The following is a 24526-nucleotide window of genomic DNA, read 5'->3' on the forward strand; positions in this document are numbered from 1 at the left end:
GCGATTCCGAGGTGGTCGTAGGCGTGCCGGGTGAGGACGCGGCCGCGGGGGGTGCGCTGCACGAAGCCGCGCTGGATCAGGTAGGGCTCGATGATGTCCTCGATGGCGTCGCGCGGCTCCGACAGGGCCGCGCCGATCGTCTCGATCCCGACCGGGCCGCCCCCGAACGAGCGCGCGATCAGCCCGAGATACTTGCGGTCCATGACGTCGAGCCCGGCCCCGTCCACGTCGAGCAGCTGCAGCGCCCGGTCGGCGATCGCCCGCGTCACGGTCTCGGCCTCGGCCACGATCGCGAAGTCCCGCACCCGCCGCAGCAGGCGCCCGGCGATCCGCGGCGTGCCCCGCGCCCGCCGGGCGATCTCGTTGGCGCCCTCCGCCGACAGGCCCAGGCCCAGCACCCGCGCCCCGCGCGCCACGATCTGCTCCAGCTCGTCGATCGCGTAGAACTCCAGCCGGATCGGGATCCCGAACCGGTCGCGCAGCGGCGTCGTCAGCAGCCCCGCCCGGGTCGTGGCCCCCACCAGGGTGAACCGCGGCAGCTCGATCTTGACCGAGCGCGCCGCCGGGCCCTCCCCGATGATCAGGTCGAGCTGGTAGTCCTCCATCGCCGGGTACAGGATCTCCTCCACCGCCGGGTTGAGCCGGTGGATCTCGTCGATGAACAGGACGTCGCGCTCCTCCAGGTTGGTCAGCTGCGCCGCCAGGTCCCCCGCCTTGGCGATCACCGGACCCGAGGTCGAGCGGAAGTTCACCCCAAGCTCCCGCGCCACGATCTGCGCCAGCGTGGTCTTGCCCAGCCCCGGCGGACCCACGAACAGGACGTGGTCCAGCGCCTGCTCGGTCTTGCGCGCCGCCTCGATGAACACCTGCATGTTCGACCGCGCCGCCCGCTGGCCGATGAACTCCGACAGGCTCAACGGACGGATCGTCCGGTCCACATCCTCGGCGCGCTTCTCCGGCGTCAGGAGCACGTTGGTCGGAGGCTTCGGCTTGCTCATGAACCCTTGCTTCGCGGTCCGGATCCCGCGATCCCCGACGAGGGCTGCGGCGACGGCTTTCGAAGGCCGCCCGGTCCGGCTCTGATCCTCCTTAACCCGGCGAAGCCGGGAAATCTAAGCGCGCGCGGCGGCCGAGCGGAAAGGCGGCCCGTCCACCGCGGCGGATGAAACCGAACCTGCGGTCCGCGCATTTCTGAAGCGAACGCCAAGCACGGCCGCAGAGCACTTCCTCTTCATGATGATCCGTCTGTCAGCGGCCTCCGCCGCTTTGTTCCTGTCCGCTCTCGCCGCCCAGGCCGCGCCCGGCCCGGCCGCCACCGCGGTCGCCGAGGCCGAGCCGCAGGCCCAGGCCGTGACGCAGGTCCACGCCCTGGCCGCGGAGCAGCGGGACGACGATGCGAGCTGCAGCCGCTCCCGCCGCCGTCTGTGGATCGCCGGCGAGGGCTGGGTTGTCCGGCAGATCACCACCTGCCGCTGAACGCGGTACGGTTCAAGATAGGCCGGCGCTTACGCAATCTCCGCGGCTGGAGCGCCGGAACGGCCGGTGTTCCGGTCCGTTCTCCAGCATTCCGCGCGACTCGCTCGCGCCGACGCGCAACGGAGGCGTGACCATGGCGACCCGGACGATCCTCACGCTCCTCGTTCTGGCCCTGGCCTCGCCGGTTTCCGCGCAAACCATCCATCGGCGGGTCTCCGCAGAGACCCTCCATCGGCCGGTCGCCTACGGTCCGGACTATGCGGATGGGGACGGTTTCGCCGGCCCGTTCGTGCGCGGGGACTATATCGGCGAACCTCTGACCCGGGTGCCGCGGCCGAGCGAGATCGTGCCGGCGCCCTGGAGCTACGGCACCTACGGGATCCCCACCGTTTCCGGTATCGCGCCGCCGCCAGCCGCGGAGCCGACCCTCACGGTCATCAATGCCGGCACTTCGCGCGGGCGCCTGCGAGAGAGCGCCGTGGAGGCGGGCCGGACCGCCGGGGCGCGGATCATCGCGGTGCAGATTCCCCGGCGCTGAGGCCGGCAAACCATGTCGCGTAGGGCGTATTGCGGGCCAACTTCCGGTTAAGATCGGGCGCGCCGTCACTCCACCAGACCGGGCCGCGCTCGCCGAGGGCGGTCTTGGCCGCGTCCACCTCGGCCCTGGCTGCGGCCAGCCGGGCGGCCGCATCCACGCGGCCCTCGCGCTCGGCCGCCTTGGCATCACGCACGGCGCGGCGCGCCGCCATCAGGCGGGCGACCAAATCGTCCCGGCGCTCCGGCGGCAACGCCGGGTTCGCGCTCCGCCACAGTCGGCCGCGGACGACGATGTAGCGCCGATCTGGCGTTGTAATGGCTGCGCTCATACTGGCATCCGTCCTGTTTGGACTGGGTTAATTCTTCTGGCTTAAAGCCGGGATATCGATTCCGGACCGCGCCATGCAGATCGTCATCGTCGATTCGAGCCGCGTCGTGCTCCAGATCATCGCCTCGCTGATCGAGCCGCGGGGTCACGCCGTGCATCCGTTCACCGATTCCGAGCGGGCGCTGGAGTTCCTGGCCGCGACCCCCGCGGTCCGGGTCCTGATCACCAGCCTCGAGGTGCGGCCGCTCTGCGGCCTGGAACTGTGCTGGGCCGCGCGCCTGCTCGCCGAGGAGCGCGGGCCGCTCCACGTCATCATGATGTCATCGGCCCGCAACGTCCGCAGCCTGGCCGAAGCGCTCGACAGCGGCGCGGACGACTTCATCGAGAAGCCGCCGAGCGCCGAGGAGCTGAACGCCCGGCTGCGCGCGGCCGAGCGCCTGACCACGATGCAGGCGGAACTGATCCGTCTCGCCGAGACGGATCCGCTGACCGGTGCCTACAACCGGCGGGCGTTCTTCAACCGGGCGCGCAGTGCCGCGGAGCAGAACTGTCTCCCGGGCGGGACTTCGGCGATCCTCCTCGACATCGATCATTTCAAGCGCATCAACGACGCGTACGGGCACGATGTCGGCGACGTGGCGATCAAAGCCGTGTGCGGGCTGATCGCCGGGGTCGGCATCGCCGGGCGCCTGGGCGGCGAGGAATTCGCCGTCGTGCTGCCGGCCTGCGGCCTTATGGAGGCGGCCGTTCGGGCCGAGCGCCTGCGCGCGGCGAGCCAGGCCCTGCGCATCCGCGGCGACCACGGTGTGATCAGCCTCACCTGCAGCTTCGGCGTCAGCACCTGGATCGATGGAGACAGTATCGAGGCGCTGATCAAGCGGGCGGACATTGCCCTGTATGCGGCGAAGACTGCCGGCCGCAACCGCGTCGTGTCCTACCAGGGCGATGCGACCCTGGCTGTCGCAAGCTGACACGGCGGCGCTGTCCCGAATCGGCACGGTCGTGATAGGCGGCCGTTCGCAGCAGTCCCGGATCGACGCACCGGTTCGCGCAGTATCCGGAAAGCAGGCGCGAAATGGCTGATCGGATGCTTAATATTCGCCAACCTTCGCTGGAATGAATCTTGGAACTTAGCCTTCGAGCCCGGTCAGCTGTATCAAGCCGGGAGAGCGAGGTGCGAGGTCATGAGTACGGCCGTTGGCGTCCTGATCCTGGATGAACCGCAGGACCTGAGCGCGACTGTTCGCGCAACTCTGGAGCATATGCCGGAGCTTCACACGATCGGCGAGGCGGATCTCGACCGGGCCGACACCGACAACACGGTGGCGCTGATCTTCCTCGACGAGATCAGGCTGGCCGACGGGATCGCCCGCATCGTCGGCCTGAAGGAGCGCCAGCCGACGATCCGCACGCTGGTGGTCTTCGGAGCGCTGACGGCGGATGACCTTCGCGCCCTCCTGGCCGCGGGCGCCGACGCCTTCGTGGCGCGCTCGCGGTCGTCCCGGGAGCTCGGGGCGGCACTCCTCGCCCTCGCGGAGGGTTCGGACTGCCTGGCCCCCTCGACGCAGCCCGCGCCCCTGCCGGCCGAAGCGGCCGACGGTCTCGGACTGACGCCGCGCGAGGCCGAGGTTCTGCGCTTCCTCAGCTCCGGCTTCAGCAACAAGGAGGTCGCCCGGCGTCTCGCGCTGAGCGTCCGGACCGTCGAGACGCACCGGCTCAACCTGCGCCGCAAGACGCAGACCGGCCGGCTGAAGGATCTGGTCTCCCTGGCCCGTCAGCTCGGGCTGGCGCCGGTGGTCGACAACGGCGACCAGATCCGGCGTGGGACCGACAGCCGCACGTCGACATCGGGCCGTGACAACCAGTCCCGCCATTGAGCGAGATCCCGGGCAGCCCGATCCGGGCTGCTCCGTCCTCAGACCGCGCCGACCCCGCTGTCGGTGCGGGCGGCCCGCTGACGCTTTCCCTTGGCGGCGGATGGCGACGCGGATCGGGATGACGCTTTCGACGACCGGGCCGCAGCCTTGTCCGAGGCCTGTCTCCGCGGCGCCTCGGGACCGCGTCCCCGCGTCCCGGCGGCCTTGATGGGCTTCCCGACTCGGACCCCGTCCTCGGCGGCCGCGAGCCGCGCCTGGAGCAGCCCGAGAACCGCCGCCTCCTCGGGTCGGAGGCGGGAGAGGTCTGCGCTCAGCTCGGTCTCGACCGCATCCTTCACCTGAAGAAGCAGGCCGCCTTCCAGATAGCAGTCGAGGACCTGCGGATGGATGTAGCATTTGCGGCAGATCGTCGGCGTGTTGCCGAGGCGTCCCGCGACGCTCTCGATCGCCGCGCGGATGTTGCGCTTGGCGCCGGCTTCGCTGTCGAAGCTCTCGAATTCCTGCAGCGCCAGGGCCGCCAGCACCGTCCCGGCCCAGGTCCTGAAGTCCTTGGCGGTGAAATCCTCGCCGGTGATCTCGCGCAGATAGGCGTTGACATCCGACGAGGTGACGTCGCGTTGCGACCCGTCCGCGTCCAGATACTGGAAGAGTTCCTGCCCCGGCAGGTCCTGGCAGGCCTTTACGATCCTGGCGACGCGCCGGTCCTTGAGCGACACGTCCCAGGTCTTCCCGCTCTTGCCTTTGAACCGGAAGGTCAGCGCCGCGCCCTCGACCCGGACATGCGGGTCGCGCAGGGTGGTGAGCCCGTAGCTCTTGTTGGTGCGGGCGTAATCGTCGTTGCCCACGCGGATCAGCGTCGTCTCGAGCAGGTGGACCACGGTGGCCAGCACCTTCTCGCGGGCGAGCCCCGGGCGTTTCATGTCGGCATCGACGCGTCGGCGGATGGCCGGCAACGCGTCCGCGAAGGCCATGATCCGGGTGAACTTGTTCGCCTCCCGCGCCTGCCGGAAATCCGGATGGTAGCGGTACTGCTTGCGGCCCTTGGCATCCCGGCCGGTCGCCTGGATGTGGCCGTTGCGGCGGGGACAGATCCAGACGTCCGTGTAGGCCGGCGGCACGGCCAGCGACCGGATCCGGGCCAGCACGGCCTTGTCCCGCACCGGGGCGCCCTTCGGGTCGAGGTAGCGGAAGCCGGTCCCGCTGGGTTTGCGCGTCAGGCCGGGGCGTCCGTCATCGACGTAGACGAGGCCCGCTTCCTCCGCGGCGGCGCGGAGATCCCCGCCGCCTTCGACCGTCTCGACTCCCGCCATGGACCGCCCCTCCCGTGTACGCCGCCGGGCATCCGGTCCCGGCAAGAAGGCCTTGGTCAACCGGCCGCCCGCGGCCCCGTTCCGGCCCTGCGCATCCGCCGCAGGACGATCCACGCCGGCATGCTAGAGGGATCCGATGGATTCCGAAGCCGCACCTGACAGCCTGCCCGTGCCGATGCGCCGGCTGGTCTTCGTCGTCACCGAAGACTGGTTCTTCGCCTCCCACTTCCTGCCGATGGCGCGGGCGGCGATCGGCATGGGCCTCTCCGTGGCGGTCGTCACCCGGGTTCGGGCGCACCGCGCCGCCATCGAGGCGACGGGTGCCCAGGTCGTGCCCCTGGAGGCCGATCGGGCGAGCCTCAACCCGATGGCCGCCGGCTATGCGGCCGGACAGCTCGCCGCGGTCCTGAAGGCGCTCCGGGCCGACATCGTCCACTGCATCGCCCTGCGCGGCATCCTGGTCGGCGGGACGGCCGCCGCCATGGCGGGCATCCCGGCCCGGGTCTACGCGCTGACCGGGCTCGGTCTCGTCGGCGCCCGCAGCGACCGGGTCGGGCGCGCCGCCCGCTTCGCCCTGGGGGCGCTGGTCCGCGGCCCGCTGGCGTCGAGCCGCACGCGCTTCCTGTTCGAGAATCCTGACGACGCCCGCGCGCTCGGCCTCGATCCGCTGGACCGGTCGGTCACCGTGGTGGGGGGCGCCGGGGTCGATCCCGCTGCCTTCGTCCCGGCGCCCCTGCCGGCGATGCCGCCGCTGCGCGTGGCCGTGGTCGCGCGCATGCTCTGGTCCAAGGGGATCGACGTCGCCGTGGAGGCCGTGCGCCTCGCCCGTTCGCAGGGTGCGCCGGTGGAACTCGCCCTGTACGGCGCGCCCGACCCGTCGAACCGCCGCGCGATCGCCGAAGCCACCCTGCGGAGCTGGAGCCGCGACGGCGTCGCGTGGCACGGATCGACCTCCGACGTGTCCGCGGTCTGGGCCGCACATCACGTGGCCTGCCTCCCGTCCCGGGGCGGGGAGGGCCTTCCGCGCACGCTGCTGGAGGCGGCGTCGTGCGGCCGGGCCCTGGTCGCATCCGACGTCCCGGGCTGCCGCAGCCTCGTGCGCGACGGCGTCGAGGGTCTGCTGGTCCCGCCCGACGACGCCCCGGCCCTGGCGCATGCCCTGGTCCGCCTCAGCGGCGATCCCGCGCTGCTGGCCTCCCTCGGCGCTGCGGCGCGGGCGCGGATCGAGGCCGGGGGCTTCACCGAGACCGCCGTCACCGACGGCGTTCGCGCCGTGTGGCGCGAGCTCCTGGGGGCCTGATCATGCGGGCGCCCGACGATCCCGCCGCCTTCATCCGCGCCCATACGCGCCTGCTGCCGGTCCCGCACGCCCCCGAGATCCGCCTCCACGTCGCCGACGAGGCGACCGCCCTGTGGCAGAAGACCGAGGAGGAGCTCGAGGAGGTCGGGCTGCCGCCGCCGTTCTGGGCCTTCGCCTGGGCGGGCGGCCAGGCGCTGGCCCGGTACATCCTCGACCATCCGGAAGTCGTGGACGGCCGGTCCGTGGTGGATTTCGCGTCCGGTTCCGGCCTGGTGGCGATCGCGGCCGCGCGCGCCGGCGCGCTGCAGGTGACCGCGAGCGACCTCGACCCGTTCGCCGTGGCGGCGATCCGCCTGAACGCCGACGCCAACGGCGTCGCCGGGCGAATCGAGCCGGTGTCCGACGACCTTCTGGCCGGGGAGCCCGCCGCCGATCTCGTCCTGGCCGCCGACGTCTTCTACGAGTGCGACCTCGCCCGGGCCGTCACCGACTGGCTGACGCGCCTGCAGGCCCGGGGCGCCACGATCCTGATCGGCGACCCGGGCCGCACCTACCTGCCGCGCGATCGGCTCGAATGCCTGGAGACCTATGCGGTCCCGGTCTCCCGGTCGCTCGAGGATACCGAGATCAAGCGCAGCCACGTCTGGAGGCTGCGCCCGTGAGGATCCGCCCTCATCGATCGAAGCGGCTGCGGCGCGCGGATGCGCCGAGTGTTCATCCGGAGGGGGAATGCGCTACCGTCCCGTGGCCCGAGCCGCGTCTGAACCACGCGCGGGATTTATGCGCGGTCCCGTGTCGGGGCGTCCTGCGGCGGAAAGGTTTTCGGTGAGTATCGAGTCGAACAGCAAGCCGCGGCTCGCCCGCGTGGTCGCCTTCTCGGGGAGTGCCAAGAGGCCCTCGCGCACCCGCATCCTGGTCGAGGCGGTCGGCGCCGAACTCGGCCGCCTGCGCCGAATCGATCTCACCGTCTGCGACCTGATCGATTTCGGGCCGGGCCTCGGTGCGACGCGGCGCGATGACCTGTCGCCTCCGGCCGCGCAACTGATCGAGATGATCGAGGGCGCGGATGCCCTAATCGTCGGGACGCCGGTCTACCAGGGCGGCTATGCCGGGCTGTTCAAGCACGTCTTCGATTTCGTCGACCCGGCCCGGATGGCCGGCAAGCCGGTGGCGCTGACGGCCACCGGCGGCGGGCTGCGCCACGCCCTGGTGGTCGAGCACGGCCTGCGGCCGCTCTTCGGCTTCTTCGCCGCCCATGTGGCACCGACCTCGGTCTACGCAGGGTCCGACGATCTGGTGGATGGCCGCGTGGTCGACGCGACGGTGGCGGCACGGATCGGCGCGGCGGCGGCCGAACTCGCAGCCCTGATCGACGTGACGCGGACCAGCGAGGCCCGCGCAAGCGCCTGACGGGATACTCCCCCGAACCGCCGCGGGCCCTAGATCCCGAACGGACGACGCTCACCCGCGAGGGACCATGTCCGCATCTCCGATCGTGACCGGCAAGCCGATCACGCCGCAGCCCGCCACCTACGTGACGGCCTCCGGCCTGCCCCGCTACCATCCGGTGGCGCAGGCGCTGCACTGGCTGACGGCGGCGCTGGCCCTCGCCATCCTGCCGCTGGCCTGGGTGGCGATCAGCCTGCCGCCGACGCCCGCCAAGGGCACCCTGTTCGTGCTCCACAAATCGGTGGGCCTGACGATCCTGGCCATCGTCGTCCTGCGGATCGTCTGGCGGATGATCCGGCCCGCGCCCCCGGACCCGCAGGCCCCGCGGCTGCTCACCCTGATCGGCCGCATCAACCACTGGCTGCTCTACGCGATCTTCCTGATCATGCCGGTCAGCGGCTACCTGCTGAGCGCGCTCTCGGGCCGGGACACGCCGTATTTCTGGCTGTTCACGGTCCCGGGCCTGCAGAAGGACGAAGCCGCGCAGAAGATCGCCGAGTCGATCCACGTGGCCGGGCAATGGTTCGTCTACGCCCTGGTGCTCCTGCACATCGCCGCAACCGTGTGGCACCTCGTGATCCGCCGCGACGGGCTCCTGGAACGGATGCTCCCGGTCCAGGACGGCCGCGGCGCGATCCGATAGGCGGTCAGTCGACGCGGCGGAGCACGAAGGTGGTGCCGACCTCCGGTTCCCGCCGCCAGCGCCCGTCGCCGCTCGGAACGAGGTCGATGCTGTGGCCGCGCTTGGCCATGAGGGTCATGCGGCCGTTGGCGTAGCGCCAGCGCACCGGGTCGAAGACCTCCAGGCCGCCGTCGCGGCAGCCGGGCACGATGGTGACGCCGCCGCCGGCGGCCGCCAGGGTGACCCGGCAGGTGTCGCGCTCCTGGAAGCGGTCGAGGGCGTAAACGCCCGGCGCCGGTCCGGCGGCGGCCCGGGCCGCGGGCTGGAATTCGGCGGCGAGGGGCGCCGCCGTCTGGAGCGGGGCGGGTGGCGGGATCACCGGCGCTGTCGGTGCGGGCTCTGTGGTCTCGGCCGCCGCTGCGCCCCCCGGGCGCATGGCCACGATGTCGAGGGGCACCAGACTGTAGCGCTCGCCGCTCTCCGCCTGGGCGCCGAGGCTGCGCTGGTCCGGCCGCCGGGTGAAATCCAGGATGGGACGCACATTGCGATCGACCAGGCGCACGGCGCCGTCGACGAAGAGCCAGCCCGCGACGCCGCTCACCAGCGGTATGGCGCGCCGGCATCCGGCCGGGAAATGCAGCTTCCGGCCGGCGTCGCCGTTGTCGAACGCGAGCGTCATCACGCAGCGCCGGTTGGTGCCGTCGCGGGACAGGTCCCAGGTTCCGGGCACATCGGCAAGCTTCTCGGGCAGGCTCGGCGGCGCCGCGGGCGCCGCGGGTGCGGCCGGCGCCTCCGAGACCGGCGGTCCCTGATCCGGGATCGCCGCCGGCGCGTCCTGCGCCAACCCCGGACGCGGAATCATGGCGATGACGATCAACAGGGCAACGCAGACAGGCCTCACGCCGTCGGTCTCCAAGGCGTCTCGGCGACCGGCGTCAGCGGGCCCCGTCCCTCGAACCAGGAGAGGACGTTGTCGACGACGAGTTGCGCCATCGCGGCGCGGGTATGCTCCGAGGCCGAGCCGACATGCGGCAGCAGCACCGTGTTGTCGAGCGCGGCGAGATCGGTCGGGACATGCGGCTCGTTCTCGAACACGTCGAGGCCGGCGCCCAGGATCGTGCCGTCCTTCAAGGCGGCGGTGAGGGCCGCCTCGTCCACGAGGCTGCCGCGGGCGACGTTGACCAGGATCCCCTCGGGGCCGAGCGCCTCCAGAACGGCGCGATCGACCAGGCCGCGCGTGTCCGCGCCGCCCGGCGCCACCACGATCAGGACGTGGACCGCCCGGGCGAGCCCGACCAGGCTGTCGTGATAGGCGTAGGACACGTCCGTCTGGCGGCTGCGGCCGTGGTATTCGATCTCGACACCGAAGCTCTCGAGCCGCCGGGCGATCGCCCGCCCGATCCGGCCGAGGCCCAGGATGCCGACCCGCCGCCCGCGCAGCGAGGCCGTGAGCGGGAAGGGGGCCTTGGGCCAGTGACCCTCGCGCAGGTAGCGGTCGGCCTGAGGCAGGCGCCGGAGGGTCGCGAGCACGAGACCGATCGCGAGGTCGGCGACCTCGTCGGTGAGCACGTCCGGGGTGTTGGTGACGACGATGCCCCGGCGATGCGCCTCGGCGGCGTCGACGGCGTCGTAGCCGACCCCGAAATTGGCGATGAGCTCCAGCTTCGGCAGCCGGTCCATCAGCGCGCCGTCGATGGCCACCTGACCGCCGACGCAGAGCCCGCGGATCCGCGGCCCGATCTCCGCCAGCATCGCGTCCGGATCCGGGGCACCCGCGAGCCTGTGCACGGTGTGCCGTCCGTCCAGAGCTGTCTCGACCAGCGGGTGCATCTTCCGCAGAAACAGGATGTCGGCCACCGCATCAGGCATCAATCACTCCCCTATCAGGCCGTTCGGCGGCCACGTTCGGTCCGCCGCCGGGGCGGTCGGATCCCGGTCCCGGCATAGGGCCAGCGCGGGGTGCCGCGCCAGCCGGTCCCGCCGTCGCGGGTGACATCCGCCCGCACGCGCCGCGCGGCCGTGCGACCGGGCCCGGTCTCCGCCTCTTCCGAAAACCCCGCGGGATGCCTACTAAGAACCACGCATCACCGCGAGCGCCCTGTACCGACCCATCTCCGAAGACGAAAACCGATGACCAGCCCGCGCACCCTCTACGACAAGATCTGGGACGACCACGTCGTCGATGTCCAGCCGGACGGATCCAGCCTCCTCTACATCGACCGCCATCTCGTTCACGAAGTGACGAGCCCGCAGGCCTTCGAGGGGCTGCGCGTCGCCGGCCGCACGGTGCGGCACCCGGAGAAGACGCTGGCGGTGGTCGACCACAACGTCCAGACCTCCGACCGCAGCCAGGGCATCGACGATCCGGAGAGCCGGATCCAGCTCGAGGCTCTGGCCGAGAACGTCCGGGACTTCGGCATCGAGTTCTACGATGCCCTCGACCGGCGCCAGGGCATCGTCCACATCATCGGACCGGAGCAGGGCTTCACCCTGCCGGGTCAGACGATCGTGTGCGGCGACTCGCACACCTCGACGCACGGGGCCTTCGGGGCGCTGGCGCACGGCATCGGCACCTCGGAGGTCGAGCACGTGCTCGCCACCCAGACCCTGGTGCAGCGCAAGGCCAAGAACATGCGGGTGACCGTGGACGGCACCCTGCCGGCGGGCGTCACCGCCAAGGACATCATCCTGGCGATCATCGGTGAGATCGGCACCGCCGGCGGCACCGGACACGTCCTCGAATATGCCGGCGAGGCGATCCGCGCCCTCTCGATGGAGGGCCGGATGACCATCTGCAACATGTCGATCGAAGGCGGAGCCCGCGCCGGCCTGGTCGCCCCCGACGCGACCACCTTCGCCTACGTGAAGGACCGGCCGAAGGCGCCCAAGGGCGCGGCCTTCGACGCGGCGTGCCGCTATTGGGAGAGCCTCGTCACCGACGAGGGCGCCCATTTCGACCGCGAAGTGCGACTCGACGCCGCCAACCTGCCCCCGCTGGTGAGCTGGGGGACGAGCCCCGAGGACGTGATCTCGATCCAGGGCCGGGTGCCGGACCCGGCCGAGATCGCCGACGAGAACAAGCGCCAGTCGAAGGAGAAGGCGCTGGCCTATATGGGCCTCGCGCCCGGAACGCGGATCACCGACATCACGCTGGACCGGATCTTCATCGGCTCGTGCACCAACGGTCGCATCGAGGATCTGCGCGAGGTCGCCCGGGTCGTCGGCGACCGCAAGGTGCACGAGGGCGTCTCGGCGATGATCGTGCCGGGCTCCGGCCTCGTGAAGGCGCAGGCTGAGGCGGAAGGGCTCGATAAGATCCTGAAGGCCGCGGGCTTCGACTGGCGCGAGCCGGGCTGCTCCATGTGCCTGGGCATGAACCCCGACAAGCTGCGCCCGGGCGAGCGCTGCGCCTCCACGTCGAACCGCAACTTCGAGGGTCGGCAGGGTCCGCGCGGTCGCACGCACCTGGTGTCGCCGGCGATGGCGGCCGCCGCGGCGGTGGCCGGGCGCTTCGTCGACATCCGGGAGTGGCCGCGCGGCTGAAATCCCGATTGACGGCCGCGGCTCCGTTGCCTAAACGGAGCCGTCGCCGGCCGATGGCCGACGGCGAGCCCAGGTGGCGGAATTGGTAGACGCGCTGGTTTCAGGTACCAGTCTCGCGAGAGGTGAAGGTTCGAGTCCTTTCCTGGGCACCATCAGCGGCCTAAAGCGCTGATCCGCAGTTACTATCAGCATTTCAAGAGCTTGTGGCTTCCCGTGTGGTACACAACGGGGGCACACATGCCGGTGGTAATGCCCAGTCCTTGGCTCAATCCCAGAACTGCAACGTACTACCTTAGGGTTCGCGTTCCGACGGAGCTGCGACAATTTGTCAGCAGCGAGGTCGTTAAAAAAAGCTTGGGGACTAAGGATCCCAAGATAGCGAAGAAGCGATTCGCTACTGAGTATGCCGAGCTTCAAGCGCGCTGGGCCGTGCTCAAAAATGGCGTCACCTCGCCGGATCATGAAGATTCGAAAATCGCTGAACCACCGCCACCTGCGCCGCTGACGGAGCGCCGAGCGCACGAGATCGCGCGTGCGGTGCACGATGAGTATTTGAACCATTATTGGGACAATCCTAATCAGCCACGAGCGTGGCCTAGCAGCATATTTCGAGCCTTTAGTATGACTATGGGCGACATCATGATACGAGATCGAAAGGGTGTAATAGTAACCGCGAGCGATAACAAAGTTCGAAGCAAACTAAAATCTTGGTGTCTTGAAAAGTCTCGTCAACTACTATTACAAAACTCAATCCCACCTGATGCCTCGAACATCGGCACGATGGCCCAAGCTGTTGCGGCTAACCTCAAGCAAGCGAACTTTTTGCTTGACCGTTTGGCTAGCGGAGAGACCGAGCTCTGGGACGCGAAACGACCAGCACGCGAACCGCAGCGCGATCAGGTTCAACAGCCTTCGGGCGAACAGAACGTCATACAAAAACCGTCGCAACACGTAGCATTTGCCAAACTGATCGAAGGTTGGAAAGCAGAGCGCAAATCAAAATCCAAGACTATTTATGAATGGTCTCGAGTATTTGGAAGACTTGAAGCTTTTCTCGGTCACAGCGACGCAATGCGATTGACAGTCGATGACCTTCGCCGCTGGAAGGCAGAAATGCTTGCCAAAGGCTTGTCGTCCAAAACAATTCGCGACGCAAATTTAGCGCCCGTCAAGGCTATTTTCAATTATGCGCTGCAAAATGGTTTGATCAAAGACAATCCCCCAAAAAGCATCTCGATTGAACTTCGTCAATGGGACGGATTAAATCGTCGAAGCTTTAACGACACCGAAGCCGAAACTTTACTCAGAGCAGCACGAGCAGAGATCGATCCAATACGCCGCTGGATCCCATGGATTTTGGCATTCACTGGAGCACGTCTGTCAGAGATTTGTCAGCTACGTACCGCAGATATCAAGCAAACCGGATCTGTTTGGTCGATCATCATAACAGCCGATGCTGGCTCCGTAAAAAATAGAAGTTCGGAGAGGACCATCCCCATACACTCCGTCTTGCTGAATGACGGCTTCCTCAATTTCGTCAGTAGTACAAAAACTGAAGTGCTTTTAACAGGTTTGTCGCCGGACAAGTTTGGAAAGCGAGGCGGTAACGGCACTAAGGTTTTAGGACGCTGGGTTCGATCGCTTGGCATCGAAGACGTACGCGTTGCCCCGATGCATTCTCTTCGACATAGATTCAAAACTCTGTGCCGTCGCCACGGAATTCCCCAAGATACTCAGTTTGCCATTATGGGACACAGTCAAAGAACAATTGGCGACTCATACGGCGAATTTGAAATAGACGTTATGAAAGGCGAAATTGAGAAAATACCTACTTTATTTTAACGCCGCCGCCGAAGACGCGTAAGCCAATTAATAATGGGCGGCTTACGCATTTATGCAGTGAGCAACTCGCGGTGGCAGGATCCACAACCATGCTCAGCGATACCGTTCCGATCTTTCGGTTTAACCGACCTCGCCTACTCTCACCTTCAATCCAACCGCCACGCCGCTCTACACTGCCGAAGGCACACGACGGGCCGCCAACTGCCAAGCCTGAAACTGAACCGGCCAGATCAGGTCGAACCGGCGCTGGGACTGGCAGCCGCGATGCTGTAGCGGCCGACGCCGAACGCTTTCTGCATCAGGTCAGGGGTACCGGGTCGCGGCCGCTCGACAGTGCGGGTTGGATGCAGCGCGCCGGTTTGAACATCCGCAAGGCGTCGGACGCGCAGCACCTTGAGGCCATAGCGCTGGCCTACGCGACCTACATCCGAATCAGCGCGAGCCCATTGCAGGCCGCGATCATGGCCGAGCTTGAGATCCTGAGCGGGCGCAAGCGCTCGCGGACTACCCACGACCTGCACCTCATCGTCGAGCGGTTCGTCTCCTACGGCGGCGAGACCGCGGCCGAGCAGCTGGCGGCGCGCAAGCTGATCAGCCGAGACGTGCGGGCGATCCAGCACTTCGAAACAGCCAAGGTGCTGCCGAGCCGGGTTCAAGCACTGGCAACCACGCCGGGCGAAGGGCTGCACGCTTGGGCACGGCAGAGCGCAGTGGCGAAGCGTGTGTGCTCATTCCCGCCGAATGCCATCGCGGAGGCGCGTCAAGCGAAGGCCGAGGCGCGCCAGCGGGCGCTGATCCACGAGGTGACGATTACGACGCGCCGGCCGGATGGGTCCCGAAAGGCACAGCGCCGCTATGCGATCACCGGTGTCCTTGGAATCGAGATCGCAAGGCTGCACAGGCAGTTAAAGGATTTGGAAGCGGCAGCCGCATGCAAAACTTAGCTGCGCTGACACAGCGGACGGGTAAGCGGCAAACGCTCGCCCCGTTACTGGAAGGCGCCAAAACAGGACCTCGGCTCATAGCCTGAAAGCGGACCTTCGTCGTCGAGGAACTGATAGCTTCATATCGGCCTTCCCCTGGCCCTCTCTAAATGTGCTTGCTGGCAGTTCGTTGGTGCCGAATCACCGCTCAAGGTTGCAGCACCGTACGCACGAACTCGACGACCGCATTTCGTGCCGCAGCCGTCGCGGTTGGGTTGTGCCCGACATGGGCTCCCGTCGCCACGCAAGCATCCGCATCGAGCTTGTAGGGTTTGCCTGTGACGGCATTGGCGATCGTGCCATCGGCGCCCTCCGTCAGCCTGCAATTGCGGGTGCTCTGCGCTTTCGGTATCTCGACCAGCGGCGGGCTGGTCGGCGTGTCGAAGCTGTGCTGCGCATCCGGGTACTCCGTCAGCGCGATATCCGCCCCGGCCGCCTTCAGCCGGGCCACGTAGTCCCGGCACGGCACCACGCTCACGTAGTCGTCGCTGATGCCGTGGAACAGGCGGATCGGTGCCGGACCGACCTTGGTGTCGTCGCGATAGGTCACGTTGCAGGGGGTGTAGAAGCCGATATGGGCGGCGAAGCGGTTCGTGCCCCCATAGGTCGTGCGGAAGCGCTCCGTGGCCGAGTACACGGCCGCGACTGCCCCTTTTGAGAAGCCCATAATCGCAATGCGATCGGCCCTGACCCGCGGGTGCGCTGCGAGTACGTCGAGTGTCCGGTAGGCATCGACCATCATGGCCAAAGAGTTAAGCTGCTCCTGATTCTCGATGGTGCTTACGATGCCCCGACCCGTGAACGTGTCGAGGATGAACGCGCCCACCCCAGCTTCGTTGAGGGTGCGCGCCCAGGCGTCCGGACCGGCGCTGATCCCGCCTGAGCCGTGGACGAGGATCACGACGGGCACCTTCTGCGGGGCGCCGACCGGAAGCCGGAGTTCGCCACCGAGGACGACTTCGCGCCCAGGCGCGTCAGCACGTAGGAACTCCTCGCCGGTGAGTGTCCGGCTCTTGACGGCGTGGATCTCGATGCGACCAGGAAGTGGCGATCCGGCCTGTGCAGCAGGCGTCAGGGTCGCGAGAGCCAGTAGCGTGGCGATCGAAACGCGCATCGAGCCTCCCATAACCGTATTCCTCACCAGCTTGGCGCGAACCATGTCGGCGTCAACAAGGCGGGGCTGCGTAGACGTGCCATGCACCTTTGGTTGTACGCGATGCGCGTGGACCGGCTCGGCGCCGAGGAGCGGATGATGAACTCGACTCACGTCGTATCAGTGCGGCCGCATCACCGAAGTTGATCGCCATGGGCGGCGTGGAGGCACGGCGTTCCATGAGTCCAGCCGATGCCGGTCGGAAGCCCGAAGCGCCACCGCGGCTATAACCGACCGTCTCGACTCAGCCCGGATCTCATCGACCGGGCAACGCATATAAATCCCACTTGACAGCGCCTTCAAAGCAGACTGTAATTTCTGTCATGGCAGAAATTACAGACAGTGCGAATGTTCTTCCTGCCGCGGTCGAGCGCTTCGTGTTGCACTGGGGCGACCTGGGCGGTCAGTGGGGCGTCAACCGATCCGTCGCGCAGATACACGCGCTACTCTACCTCTCCGAGCGCCCCCTCACCGCCGAGGACATCGCCGGAACGCTCGGCATCGCACGCTCGAACGTCTCGACCTCGCTTCGGGAACTGCTCGGCTGGAACCTGATCCGCCGTGTCCCGGTGATGGGCGAGCGCCGCGATCACTTCGTCGCCGAGACCGACCTCTGGGAGATGGTCACGCGCATCGCCGCCGGCCGCAAGGAGCGCGAGATCGACCCCGCCATCGCGGCCCTGCGCGCCTGCGTCGCCGAGGCGGACTCCGACCCGGCGCTCGGGGCGGTCGCCAAGCGGCGCCTGCGCGCGATGCTCGATTTCACCGAGACGATGGAGCGCTGGTACGGCCAGATGCTCAACGTGCCCCGCGGCACCCTGGCCAAGCTGATCCGGCTGGGCGGCCGAATCGTGAAGTTCCTGCCTGTCAAGACTGAATGACGATCTGAAGATCGTGTCCGGAGCGCCGTGTCGATCGGGAGGCCCAGGTGACCGCGAGGGAAAGCGTCCGTCGAGCCGATGCGGGGCCATCCCGCGAACGCCGCCCTGCGCCATTGCTAGACGTAGCGGGCGACCTCCTGGACCTGCGCTTCAGGGCGCTGATCCCGGAACGCGACTGGGCGAGCCTGTCGCCGGCCGTGCGCCACCGCTTCGGAAAGCGGCTCCCGCAGGGGGCGAGCGCGGTCTATGTCGGCCACATCGTCGGGATGCACGTCAGCCGCCTCGGCTGGCTCGTCGCGCAGGCGACGCGCCTCGTCGGCAGCCCGCTGCCTCTGGAACGTGAGACCGGCCGTGCCGGCGTGGTCACCGTCACCGAGGATCCGGATGGCGGCGGCCAGATCTGGACGCGGCTGTACGCCCGCGCCTCCGGCTTCCCGCAGGTGATCCACTCGGCAAAACGCTTCGCCGGTCCAACTGGTCTGGAGGAGCATGTCGGTGCCGGCGTCGGCATGACCCTGACGGTCGCGGTCGTGGACAGGGCGCTGGTGTTTCGCAGCCATCGCTACTTCGTCGACTGCCTCGGGCGCCGCCTGCACCTGCCGGGCTGGCTCACACCCGGTGCACTCACCGTCACCCACGCCGGTGCCGGGACGGACGTGACGGCGGGCGCCTTCCGCTTCATCCTCGACATCGAGCACCCGTGGTTCGGGCGGCTGATCCGGCAGGAAGCGATCTTCCAGGACGCCGAACCGGCCGTGCAGGACGGGGCGACGTGAGCACGATCTTGGTGCTCGGCGGGTATGGTGGCTTCGGTGCTCGCCTGTCGCGCCGGCTCGCGGCCGCCGGTCACGATGTGGTCGTCGCCGGCCGTCGCCTCGCCAGCGCCAAGGCGTTCTGCGCGGCCCATCCTCGGTGCCGTCCCCTCCAAGCCGACCGCAACGATGCTGTCGCGCCGATGCTGGAACGCGTCCGCCCCGACCTCGTGATCGATGCAGCCGGCCCCTTCCAAGGGAGTAGCTATGATCTGCCCCGAGCCTGTATCGCCGCGGCCATCCCTTATCTCGATCTCGCGGACGGCCGAGCGTTCGTGACCGGCATCGGCGAGCTTGACGCCTCCGCGCGCGCAGCCGGCGTCACGATCCTGGCCGGCGCCTCGAGCGTCCCTGCCCTGTCCGGTGCCGTCGTCCGGCGCTTGGCGCAGGGGATGGACGCGGTGACCGCCGTCGAGATCGCGATCAGCGCCTCGAACCGCGCGACTGCCGGGACGTCGGTCGCTGCCGCCATCCTGAGCTACGTGGGCAAGCCGATCCGGCTCTGGCGCGGGCAGCGCTGGTCGGAGGGCGTCGGGTGGCAGGAGCTGCGGCGTGAGCGCTTTGCCATGGCGGACGGCTCCTCGCTCGGCCGCCGCTGGCTGGCCCTGGCAGACGTCCCGGATCTCGATCTCCTGCCTGCTCGGCTCCCGGGCCGGCCGGCGGTCAGCTTCAGGGCCGGCACCGAGCTGACACTGCAGACGATCGGGCTCTGGTGCGCGAGTTGGTCGGTGCGCTGGGGCTGGCTATCCTCGCTGCAGGGGCTCGCGCGCTGGCTTCTCCTGGCACAGCGGCTGACCGCGCGCTGGGGATCGGATCGGTCGGGCATGATCGTCCGGATGTTCGGCTTGGCCGACGGGCGCCGCCTCGAACGGTGTTGGACCCTCGTCGCCGCCGACGGTCACGGCCCGGAGATCCCAGTACTGCCGGCGGCGATCCTGGCCGAGCGAATCCTGTCCGGTTCGACCGCACCCGGCGCCCGCGACGCTGGCACTGCGCTCGATCTCACCGACTTCGAGCCGAGTTTCGCGGGCCTTTCGATCCGCCACGAGGTGCGGGAGTCGGTCGAAAGCGATGCGCTCTACGCGCGCATCATGGGTAGTTGTTTTGCTCAGCTCGCCCCAAGCGTGGCGGGCCTACACGGCGTGCTGGGCGATGCAGGTGTCCAAGGCCGTGCCGTCGTGAGGCGTGGTCGTCATCCGGTTGCGCGAGCCCCTGCTGCGCTTCTCGGACTGCCGGCCGCGGGCGAGCATGTGCTGCATGTCGGCTTTAGCGAACAGCATGGGGTGGAACGCTGGACGCGCGCGTTCTCCGGGCGCCGGTTCGCGAGCGAGTTCTCCGAGCAGGATGGCTACGTAGTGGAGCGGTTCGGCCCGTTTCGGTTTCGGTTTGATCTCGTGAACGAGGGCGATGGCTTGCGAATGGTACTGCGCGGCTGGTCTGTCGCGCGGCTGCTTCTACCGCTGGCGTTTGCGCCCCGCGTCTCAGCCCGCGAGTGGGACGAGGCGGGGCTGTTTTGCTTCGACGTTTCCATCGCCCTGCCGTTGATTGGGTTGTTGGTGCACTATCAGGGCTGGTTAGGTACCAAAGATTGCGCAGGCTAGTATCTCTGCTTCGCGTAGAAACCGGACCTTGGCCTTCGATCAAGAAGCAGACGTTCCGCATACGACCCATATCGGGCATTCAGCACCGATGAAGGCTTCCTCAAGAGCGGTCGTTACGCTTGTCCGCCGAAGCTACTTTGAGCTGCGTAAATTCTTGGCCCGTCCCGACCTACGACGGCGCGTGACTCCCCGAAGCTAGATCCTCGTCCGCGGCTTCGAGCATATCGCCTGGCCACGGCAGTTTTCGAGGACGCACCAAATTTCGAATTCTGGCGTTCGCAGGCTTGACCGCTTCATATGGTTTCGTGTAACCCATCGTCATTCGGATTACAGCGCGTACTCTGAAATGCTGGAGCCGAAGGGCCCTGCCGCCAAATGAGGGGAACTCTCGATGCCTAACGTCCTGTGTCGAATGGTGATCTCCGTCAGCATCCTCCTCGGCAGCTACTGGCTGCCGAACGCGAGCCCGGACCAAAATCCCGGCTCACCGACTACCGGCCAGAACCTGTAATCCCCAAAAGACGTCGTTCGCAGCGAAGTGGAGCGATCATTGGAAGCCCGTCAGGCAGCGCCTCGTCCTTACCGCCAGGTCGCCAGGGCCGCCGCCACGGATCGGCTGCAGCAGCGGATCGTCGAGGTGTTCTTCGACTTCATGCTCACCACATACCTTGACGACATCACGCTGGATGCCGTCGCCGCCGCGGCCGGCACGACCCGGCAGACGGTAATCCGGATGTTTGGTGGCAAGGAGAAGCTCGTCGCGGTTGCGTGGCATTCGGCGAAGACGCGGATCCTGAGCACCCGCGTCGTCCCGCCTAAGGCGACCACCGCCCAGATCGCCCAGGCGCTGGTGAAGGACTACGAGAGTACGGGCGATATGCTCGTCCGCTTCCTCTCGCAGGAAGACCGCTATCCCGACATCGGAGCGATGCTGAACGTCGGCCGGAACGGCCATCGGACTTGGATCGCCGAGACCTTCGCGGACCACCTCGATGGCTTGTCCGACGCGCTGCGCGAGCGACGCATCGACCAGCTCGTGGCCGTGACCGACCTGTACGTCTGGAAGCTGTTCCGCCGCGACTTCGGTCGCGACGCCGATGACGTGGCCGACCTCATCGCCGGCCTCGTCGATAAGGTCCTCGCCGAGCGAAGGCCCTAGCCCTTCACTGCCGGCGCCCCCAACCACCTCGAACTCGTCCGCCCCCTGGAGCGCCGGCCATGAAGCTTGTCATCACCGCGATGCCGATGGTCGGCCACCTCACGCCGATGCTGGCCATCGCGCGCATCGCCCTGGCCCGCGGCGACGACGTCATCGTCCTCACGGCGAGCCACCACGCCGACAAGGTCCGGGGCGTGGGCGCCCGGTTCGTGCCGCTGCCGCCGTCGGCCGACATGGACCTGTCGCGCCTGGAAGAGCGGTTTCCCGAACGTGCCGCCCTGCCGCTCGGACCGCCCCGCATCCTGTTCGACTTCCAGCGCATCTTCCTCGACGTGATGCCGGCGCAGGCTGCGGTGCTGCGTGAGATCCTGGACGAAGAGCGGCCGGACATCCTGGTGACCGACGCCTTCTTCTTCGGCGCGACGCCGATCTTCCTCGACCGCTCGCGGTCGAGACCACCGATAGTCGCCTGCGGGACGACGTTCCTTCCCCTTGACCGACCGGATGGTGCGCCGACCGGGCCTGGGCTGCCACCGGCCAGGGACGAGGCCGACCGCGCCCGCTACGTGACGATTGCGCAGGACGTCGAGACTCATCTGAACGGCCCCGTGCGGGCCTACGCCGACGCGCTCCTTGCCGGGTTGGGGCTGCCGGCCCTGCCGTGCTCGCTCTGGCAGTCGCGGGTGATGTTGGCCGAGGCCTACCTCCAGCCCACCGCGCCGAGCTTCGAATACGACTTTGGCGCGCCGCCGAACGACATCCGGTTCGTGGGCGTGCTGGAGGCGTGCGCGGCCGGCACACAGCAGCCGGACTGGTGGGGCGACTTGGACGGGACCCGCAGGATCGTCCTCGTTACCCAGGGCACGGTGGCCAACGACGACTTCAGCCAACTGGTCGAGCCGACCCTCGCCGCCCTTGCGGATTGCGAGGACCTCCTGGTGGTCGTCACCACCGGTGGAAGGCCGACCGCCTCCGTGCGCGGGCCGATACCAGGAAATGCCCGCATCGCGACCTTCTTCGACGTGCCCGCCGTGCTGTCGAAGGCGGACGTGCTGGTCACGAACGGGGGCTATGGCACCCTATCCCAGGCCTTGCGGACCGGCGTGCCGGTCGTGGCGGGCGGGACAACCGAGGACAAGTCGGAGGTCTGCGCCCGCATCGCGTGGTCGGGCGTGGGCCTAGACCTGGGCACGAGCACGCCAGATCGAAATGCGATCCGGACCGCCGTGGACCGTCTCCTCCTCGAACCATCATTCAGAGCGAACGCGCGCGCCATCGCCGCCGATCTTGTTGGCATCGACGCCGAGCGGGAGATCCTGGCCACCATCGACCAGGTCGCGGCTCGGAGCTGGACGGAGGCCGCCGGTATCCTAGCCGACGCTTTCGATCAGCCGGTTGGCGACGAACGGCGCCAGCGAGGGAAAGTGTCGGCCGAACCATCGGGATCTTCCGGAAGTCAGACGTCCGCTTTTTAAGCTCGAGGCCGGAAAGCGGATCAACAGCTTTCCACCCAATCTAAGACGTTCTGGCTGGCGTTCGGTGGTGACCGATGCTGGCCGAAAGCCGATTATCCGCTTCTGGACAAGTAACCGGAAAAGCGGACGCCACTGCGCCACCTGCTTATGATCTATTGCAGAAGGCCGGAAGGTCCGCCTGAAGGTAGACCAATCAAGCTCTGAGCCTGATCCTGACCGGAAGGCGTCTGTCTGCTTCGGAGTTCGTGACGTTGCGGAGCAGGCCGAAACAGATCCGCCATCAGGCACCGTCTCGCATACGCCGAATGCAGCACTGCTCGGACTGACATCAGCGGAAAAGCAACTTTTCAGGCGATCGGTCCGGTCAGTAAGCGAGGGCGAAGGCGGGGAACACCTCCGATTTGTTGCCCCGCGGATCGGATCCAGCCTCGAGAACCCCCGTCTCGGGATGCCGCTCGGTTCCGCAAAGGTAGCCCTCCGTCCATGGCGGCGCGAGGTCGAGATCGTGCCCGTACTTTGCCAAGCCATCCAGGGTGTCCCGGCCGACGCTCGTCTCGATTCGCAAGCGATTAAGGTAAAAGTCGTGCGGGTGGAATAGCGCGGGGAAGTGTTCGCTGGAGAACTTCGGCGCCTCAATCGCCGCCTGTAACGGCATACCGAAAACGACCCGGTTCAGGAAGAACTGAAGTTGCCATTGGTCCTGTTGATCGCCACCCATACTACCGAAGGCGAGCCATGGTTTGCCGTCCCTTAGCGCGAGGCTCGGGCTGATTGTCGTGCGTGGGCGCTTAAACGGAGCGACGACATTGGGATGGTGCGCGGGCTGCACCTGGAAGTTCGACAGGCGCACACCCAGTGGGAAGCCGAGGGCGGGGATGACCTCGGCGCTCTTGATCCACGCCCCGCTCGGCGTGAATGCCGCGGTGTAGCCGGCCTGATCCATGGCATCGACGTGGACGGTTCCGGGCCCCCACGACGAGCCCCCGAGCCGCTGCTGGGGCGATAGCATGGCCGCCCCGGCCCAGGCGTCACCCGGCCGTAAGCTACGGTCGGCCTTCTCGCCGATGAGGGCCGCGCGCAGCGAACCGTAGGCGTCGGAGAGCAGCGTCTCTATCGGTACGACGACTTGGAGCGGGTCGCCGTAGAACTGCTCCCGGTCTGCGAAGGCTAGCTTCATAGCCTCGACGGTCAGATGCACATAGGCCGCGGAGTTGTGACCGAGCGCCTTCAAATCGAAGTTCTTGAGAATCGAGAGAGTCTGTAGGACGGCAGGCCCCTGAGTCCAGGGCCCGCACTTATAAAGGTCGATCCCGGCATAGCAGACCGAAACGGGTTGCTCGACGGGCACCTCGAATCTGGCCAGATCCTCACGGGTGAGCAAGCCGTCGTGCCGCGCCACGAACGCCGCGATCTCGCGGGCGATGTCGCCCTTGTAGAAGGTATCGAACGCCGCGCGCAGGCCGGCCTCACGCGATCCGCCGGTCGAGCGTTCCTGCGAGACCATGAAGTCTAACATGCCGGCCAGCGCTGGGTTGCGGATGATGGCTCCCTCCTCCGGGATGAGCCCCTCCGGCAGATAGACGGCGGCCGACCCCGCCCACTCCCGACGGAAACGCTCGGCGTTGTCGAGGATGCCGAACTTGTGCTGGCGTAGCAGCCCGGAATGGACGGGGAAGCCGTCGCGCGCGAGGTCACGTGCCGGCGCGCTCACGTCGGCGAAGCTGAGGCGACCATAGCGCCGCAACGCCTCCAGGAGCGCCCCCGGCGCTCCTGGCACGCCTGCCGCAAATGGTCCCTCTGGCGGAACCTTGTCGAAGCCACGCTGCAGGAAAGCTTCTGGCGTGGCGGCGGCCGGCGCAACGGTGTTGCCGTTGATGCAGACCACCCCCGCCTCCCCGGGCGCGGCAATCAGGATCGGAATCTCGCCGCCAATCGTATGCATCTGCGGGTTCACCACGCCCTCGACAAGACATGCGGCCACAGCTGCATCGACGGCGGTGCCGCCAGCTTTCATGATCTCGATACCCGCCATCGGGGCAAGGTAGTGCTCGGCCGCCACCGCGCCGCGCTGCCCGAAGATGCGTGGGTGGAAGGTGACGGTATCGGTCGGCATCGCGCGAAAGGCGCGGCTGCTCTGGAGTCCTGTCATGGCCAGATCATCCGTTCGAAAAAAACCAT

Annotated in this window: 24 protein-coding genes and 1 tRNA gene; 18 read left to right on the forward strand and 7 right to left on the reverse strand. The window is 67.7% G+C overall.

Going from position 1 to position 24526, the window contains the following annotated elements; genetic code table 11:
* The coding region (ruvB, locus tag MKL01_RS29400; RefSeq protein ID WP_243908725.1) for a Holliday junction branch migration DNA helicase RuvB at window positions 1–998 on the reverse strand (998 nt) is incomplete at its 3' end.
* A gap of 235 nt (window positions 999–1233) precedes the next feature.
* On the opposite strand from ruvB, the gene MKL01_RS29405 reads away from it, so the two are divergent.
* Window positions 1234–1476 (forward strand): hypothetical protein, encoded by a 243-nt coding sequence (locus MKL01_RS29405; RefSeq protein WP_243908726.1) that lies wholly within the window; start codon window positions 1234–1236, stop codon window positions 1474–1476.
* A 133-nt stretch (window positions 1477–1609) separates the two neighbouring features.
* Window positions 1610–2014, forward strand: a complete 405-nt coding sequence (locus MKL01_RS29410) for a hypothetical protein (RefSeq protein WP_243908727.1) — start codon at window positions 1610–1612, stop codon at window positions 2012–2014.
* Here MKL01_RS29410 and MKL01_RS29415 read toward each other — a convergent pair.
* Window positions 1986–2342 (reverse strand): hypothetical protein, encoded by a 357-nt coding sequence (locus tag MKL01_RS29415; protein ID WP_243908728.1) that lies wholly within the window; start codon window positions 2340–2342, stop codon window positions 1986–1988. The two genes, MKL01_RS29410 and MKL01_RS29415, sit on opposite strands and share 29 nt — an antisense overlap.
* 73 nt (window positions 2343–2415) lie before the next feature.
* Here MKL01_RS29415 and MKL01_RS29420 point away from each other — a divergent pair, with 73 nt between their 5' ends.
* Window positions 2416–3312: a GGDEF domain-containing protein gene (locus MKL01_RS29420; protein WP_243908729.1), complete on the forward strand. Its 897-nt coding sequence runs from the start codon at window positions 2416–2418 to the stop codon at window positions 3310–3312.
* 213 nt (window positions 3313–3525) lie between these two features.
* Window positions 3526–4218: a LuxR C-terminal-related transcriptional regulator gene (locus tag MKL01_RS29425; protein WP_243908730.1), complete on the forward strand. Its 693-nt coding sequence runs from the start codon at window positions 3526–3528 to the stop codon at window positions 4216–4218.
* Window positions 4219–4256: 38 nt separating this feature from the next.
* On the opposite strand, the gene MKL01_RS29430 is transcribed toward MKL01_RS29425, so the two are convergent.
* Window positions 4257–5528 carry a DNA topoisomerase IB gene (locus MKL01_RS29430; RefSeq protein WP_243908731.1) on the reverse strand — a complete coding sequence of 424 codons (1272 nt, stop codon included), beginning with the start codon at window positions 5526–5528 and terminating at the stop codon, window positions 4257–4259.
* Window positions 5529–5664: 136 nt separating this feature from the next.
* Between MKL01_RS29430 and MKL01_RS29435 the strand changes: the two genes are divergently transcribed.
* The 4 genes from MKL01_RS29435 to MKL01_RS29450 all read left to right on the forward strand — a co-directional run bounded on the left by MKL01_RS29435 (window position 5665) and on the right by MKL01_RS29450 (window position 8920).
* Complete coding sequence (locus tag MKL01_RS29435; RefSeq protein WP_243908732.1) at window positions 5665–6828, forward strand: glycosyltransferase family 4 protein; 1164 nt, start codon at window positions 5665–5667, stop codon at window positions 6826–6828.
* Between the two features lie 2 nt (window positions 6829–6830).
* On the forward strand, window positions 6831–7490 hold the full coding sequence (locus MKL01_RS29440; RefSeq protein ID WP_243908733.1) for a class I SAM-dependent methyltransferase: 660 nt from the start codon (window positions 6831–6833) through the stop codon (window positions 7488–7490).
* 163 nt (window positions 7491–7653) lie between these two features.
* Window positions 7654–8238: an NAD(P)H-dependent oxidoreductase gene (locus MKL01_RS29445; protein ID WP_243908734.1), complete on the forward strand. Its 585-nt coding sequence runs from the start codon at window positions 7654–7656 to the stop codon at window positions 8236–8238.
* 67 nt (window positions 8239–8305) lie between these two features.
* On the forward strand, window positions 8306–8920 hold the full coding sequence (locus MKL01_RS29450; RefSeq protein ID WP_243908735.1) for a cytochrome b: 615 nt from the start codon (window positions 8306–8308) through the stop codon (window positions 8918–8920).
* A gap of 4 nt (window positions 8921–8924) precedes the next feature.
* Here the strand turns inward: MKL01_RS29450 and MKL01_RS29455 are convergent, their stop codons facing one another.
* Both MKL01_RS29455 and MKL01_RS29460 read right to left on the reverse strand, forming a co-directional pair.
* The gene (locus MKL01_RS29455; RefSeq protein ID WP_243908736.1) at window positions 8925–9800 is read right to left on the reverse strand and encodes an AprI/Inh family metalloprotease inhibitor; all 876 of its coding nucleotides are present in this window, start codon (window positions 9798–9800) and stop codon (window positions 8925–8927) included.
* On the reverse strand, window positions 9797–10768 hold the full coding sequence (locus MKL01_RS29460; protein WP_243908737.1) for a 2-hydroxyacid dehydrogenase: 972 nt from the start codon (window positions 10766–10768) through the stop codon (window positions 9797–9799). Before MKL01_RS29460 ends, MKL01_RS29455 begins: the two co-directional genes overlap by 4 nt.
* 261 nt (window positions 10769–11029) lie before the next feature.
* Here MKL01_RS29460 and leuC point away from each other — a divergent pair, with 261 nt between their 5' ends.
* From leuC to MKL01_RS29480, 4 genes are all read left to right on the forward strand, one after another.
* Window positions 11030–12442, forward strand: a complete 1413-nt coding sequence (gene leuC / locus MKL01_RS29465; protein ID WP_243908738.1) for a 3-isopropylmalate dehydratase large subunit — start codon at window positions 11030–11032, stop codon at window positions 12440–12442.
* A 67-nt stretch (window positions 12443–12509) separates the two neighbouring features.
* Window positions 12510–12594: transfer RNA gene (locus tag MKL01_RS29470), tRNA-Leu, on the forward strand.
* Window positions 12595–12655: 61 nt separating this feature from the next.
* Window positions 12656–14284, forward strand: coding sequence for a site-specific integrase (locus tag MKL01_RS36035; protein WP_243908739.1), 1629 nt, complete (start codon window positions 12656–12658; stop codon window positions 14282–14284).
* A gap of 89 nt (window positions 14285–14373) precedes the next feature.
* The gene (locus MKL01_RS29480; protein WP_243908740.1) at window positions 14374–15228 is read left to right on the forward strand and encodes a hypothetical protein; all 855 of its coding nucleotides are present in this window, start codon (window positions 14374–14376) and stop codon (window positions 15226–15228) included.
* Window positions 15229–15415: 187 nt separating this feature from the next.
* Here the strand turns inward: MKL01_RS29480 and MKL01_RS29485 are convergent, their stop codons facing one another.
* Window positions 15416–16381 (reverse strand): dienelactone hydrolase family protein, encoded by a 966-nt coding sequence (locus MKL01_RS29485; RefSeq protein ID WP_243908741.1) that lies wholly within the window; start codon window positions 16379–16381, stop codon window positions 15416–15418.
* 362 nt (window positions 16382–16743) lie between these two features.
* Between MKL01_RS29485 and MKL01_RS29490 the strand changes: the two genes are divergently transcribed.
* The 6 genes from MKL01_RS29490 to MKL01_RS29515 all read left to right on the forward strand — a co-directional run bounded on the left by MKL01_RS29490 (window position 16744) and on the right by MKL01_RS29515 (window position 22348).
* Window positions 16744–17301 (forward strand): GbsR/MarR family transcriptional regulator, encoded by a 558-nt coding sequence (locus MKL01_RS29490; protein WP_243908742.1) that lies wholly within the window; start codon window positions 16744–16746, stop codon window positions 17299–17301.
* A 113-nt stretch (window positions 17302–17414) separates the two neighbouring features.
* Complete coding sequence (locus MKL01_RS29495; RefSeq protein ID WP_243908743.1) at window positions 17415–18077, forward strand: DUF4166 domain-containing protein; 663 nt, start codon at window positions 17415–17417, stop codon at window positions 18075–18077.
* The gene (locus MKL01_RS29500; protein WP_243908744.1) at window positions 18074–19714 is read left to right on the forward strand and encodes an SDR family oxidoreductase; all 1641 of its coding nucleotides are present in this window, start codon (window positions 18074–18076) and stop codon (window positions 19712–19714) included. The genes MKL01_RS29495 and MKL01_RS29500 overlap by 4 nt, the downstream gene beginning before the upstream one ends.
* 391 nt (window positions 19715–20105) lie before the next feature.
* Entirely contained in the window at window positions 20106–20225 is a 120-nt protein-coding gene (locus tag MKL01_RS29505) for a DndE family protein (protein ID WP_243908745.1), read from the forward strand.
* 39 nt (window positions 20226–20264) lie between these two features.
* The gene (locus MKL01_RS29510; protein WP_243908746.1) at window positions 20265–20873 is read left to right on the forward strand and encodes a TetR/AcrR family transcriptional regulator; all 609 of its coding nucleotides are present in this window, start codon (window positions 20265–20267) and stop codon (window positions 20871–20873) included.
* Window positions 20874–20932: 59 nt separating this feature from the next.
* Entirely contained in the window at window positions 20933–22348 is a 1416-nt protein-coding gene (locus tag MKL01_RS29515; protein ID WP_243908747.1) for a glycosyltransferase, read from the forward strand.
* A gap of 364 nt (window positions 22349–22712) precedes the next feature.
* Here MKL01_RS29515 and MKL01_RS29520 read toward each other — a convergent pair whose 3' ends face one another.
* Complete coding sequence (locus tag MKL01_RS29520; RefSeq protein ID WP_243908748.1) at window positions 22713–24497, reverse strand: gamma-glutamyltransferase family protein; 1785 nt, start codon at window positions 24495–24497, stop codon at window positions 22713–22715.
* Window positions 24498–24526: the final 29 nt, after the last annotated feature.

The organism is Methylobacterium sp. J-070, from assembly GCF_022829385.1.
GTDB lineage: Bacteria > Pseudomonadota > Alphaproteobacteria > Rhizobiales > Beijerinckiaceae > Methylobacterium.

What these genes read in the sequence shown, in the direction of transcription:
- MKL01_RS29430 (WP_243908731.1), bottom strand. Translation starts at nt 5,528, where the DNA reads ATGGCGGGAGTCGAGACGGTCGAAGGCGGCGGGGATCTCCGCGCCGCC.
- MKL01_RS29405 (WP_243908726.1), top strand. Translation starts at nt 1,234, where the DNA reads ATGATGATCCGTCTGTCAGCGGCCTCCGCCGCTTTGTTCCTGTCCGCT.
- MKL01_RS29515 (WP_243908747.1), top strand. Translation starts at nt 20,933, where the DNA reads ATGAAGCTTGTCATCACCGCGATGCCGATGGTCGGCCACCTCACGCCG.
- MKL01_RS29410 (WP_243908727.1), top strand. Translation starts at nt 1,610, where the DNA reads ATGGCGACCCGGACGATCCTCACGCTCCTCGTTCTGGCCCTGGCCTCG.
- MKL01_RS29450 (WP_243908735.1), top strand. Translation starts at nt 8,306, where the DNA reads ATGTCCGCATCTCCGATCGTGACCGGCAAGCCGATCACGCCGCAGCCC.
- MKL01_RS29440 (WP_243908733.1), top strand. Translation starts at nt 6,831, where the DNA reads ATGCGGGCGCCCGACGATCCCGCCGCCTTCATCCGCGCCCATACGCGC.
- leuC (WP_243908738.1), top strand. Translation starts at nt 11,030, where the DNA reads ATGACCAGCCCGCGCACCCTCTACGACAAGATCTGGGACGACCACGTC.
- MKL01_RS29435 (WP_243908732.1), top strand. Translation starts at nt 5,665, where the DNA reads ATGGATTCCGAAGCCGCACCTGACAGCCTGCCCGTGCCGATGCGCCGG.
- MKL01_RS29425 (WP_243908730.1), top strand. Translation starts at nt 3,526, where the DNA reads ATGAGTACGGCCGTTGGCGTCCTGATCCTGGATGAACCGCAGGACCTG.
- MKL01_RS29420 (WP_243908729.1), top strand. Translation starts at nt 2,416, where the DNA reads ATGCAGATCGTCATCGTCGATTCGAGCCGCGTCGTGCTCCAGATCATC.
- MKL01_RS29520 (WP_243908748.1), bottom strand. Translation starts at nt 24,497, where the DNA reads ATGACAGGACTCCAGAGCAGCCGCGCCTTTCGCGCGATGCCGACCGAT.
- MKL01_RS29415 (WP_243908728.1), bottom strand. Translation starts at nt 2,342, where the DNA reads ATGAGCGCAGCCATTACAACGCCAGATCGGCGCTACATCGTCGTCCGC.
- MKL01_RS29460 (WP_243908737.1), bottom strand. Translation starts at nt 10,768, where the DNA reads ATGCCTGATGCGGTGGCCGACATCCTGTTTCTGCGGAAGATGCACCCG.
- MKL01_RS29505 (WP_243908745.1), top strand. Translation starts at nt 20,106, where the DNA reads ATGCCTAACGTCCTGTGTCGAATGGTGATCTCCGTCAGCATCCTCCTC.
- MKL01_RS29480 (WP_243908740.1), top strand. Translation starts at nt 14,374, where the DNA reads ATGCTCAGCGATACCGTTCCGATCTTTCGGTTTAACCGACCTCGCCTA.
- MKL01_RS29485 (WP_243908741.1), bottom strand. Translation starts at nt 16,381, where the DNA reads ATGCGCGTTTCGATCGCCACGCTACTGGCTCTCGCGACCCTGACGCCT.
- MKL01_RS29490 (WP_243908742.1), top strand. Translation starts at nt 16,744, where the DNA reads ATGGCAGAAATTACAGACAGTGCGAATGTTCTTCCTGCCGCGGTCGAG.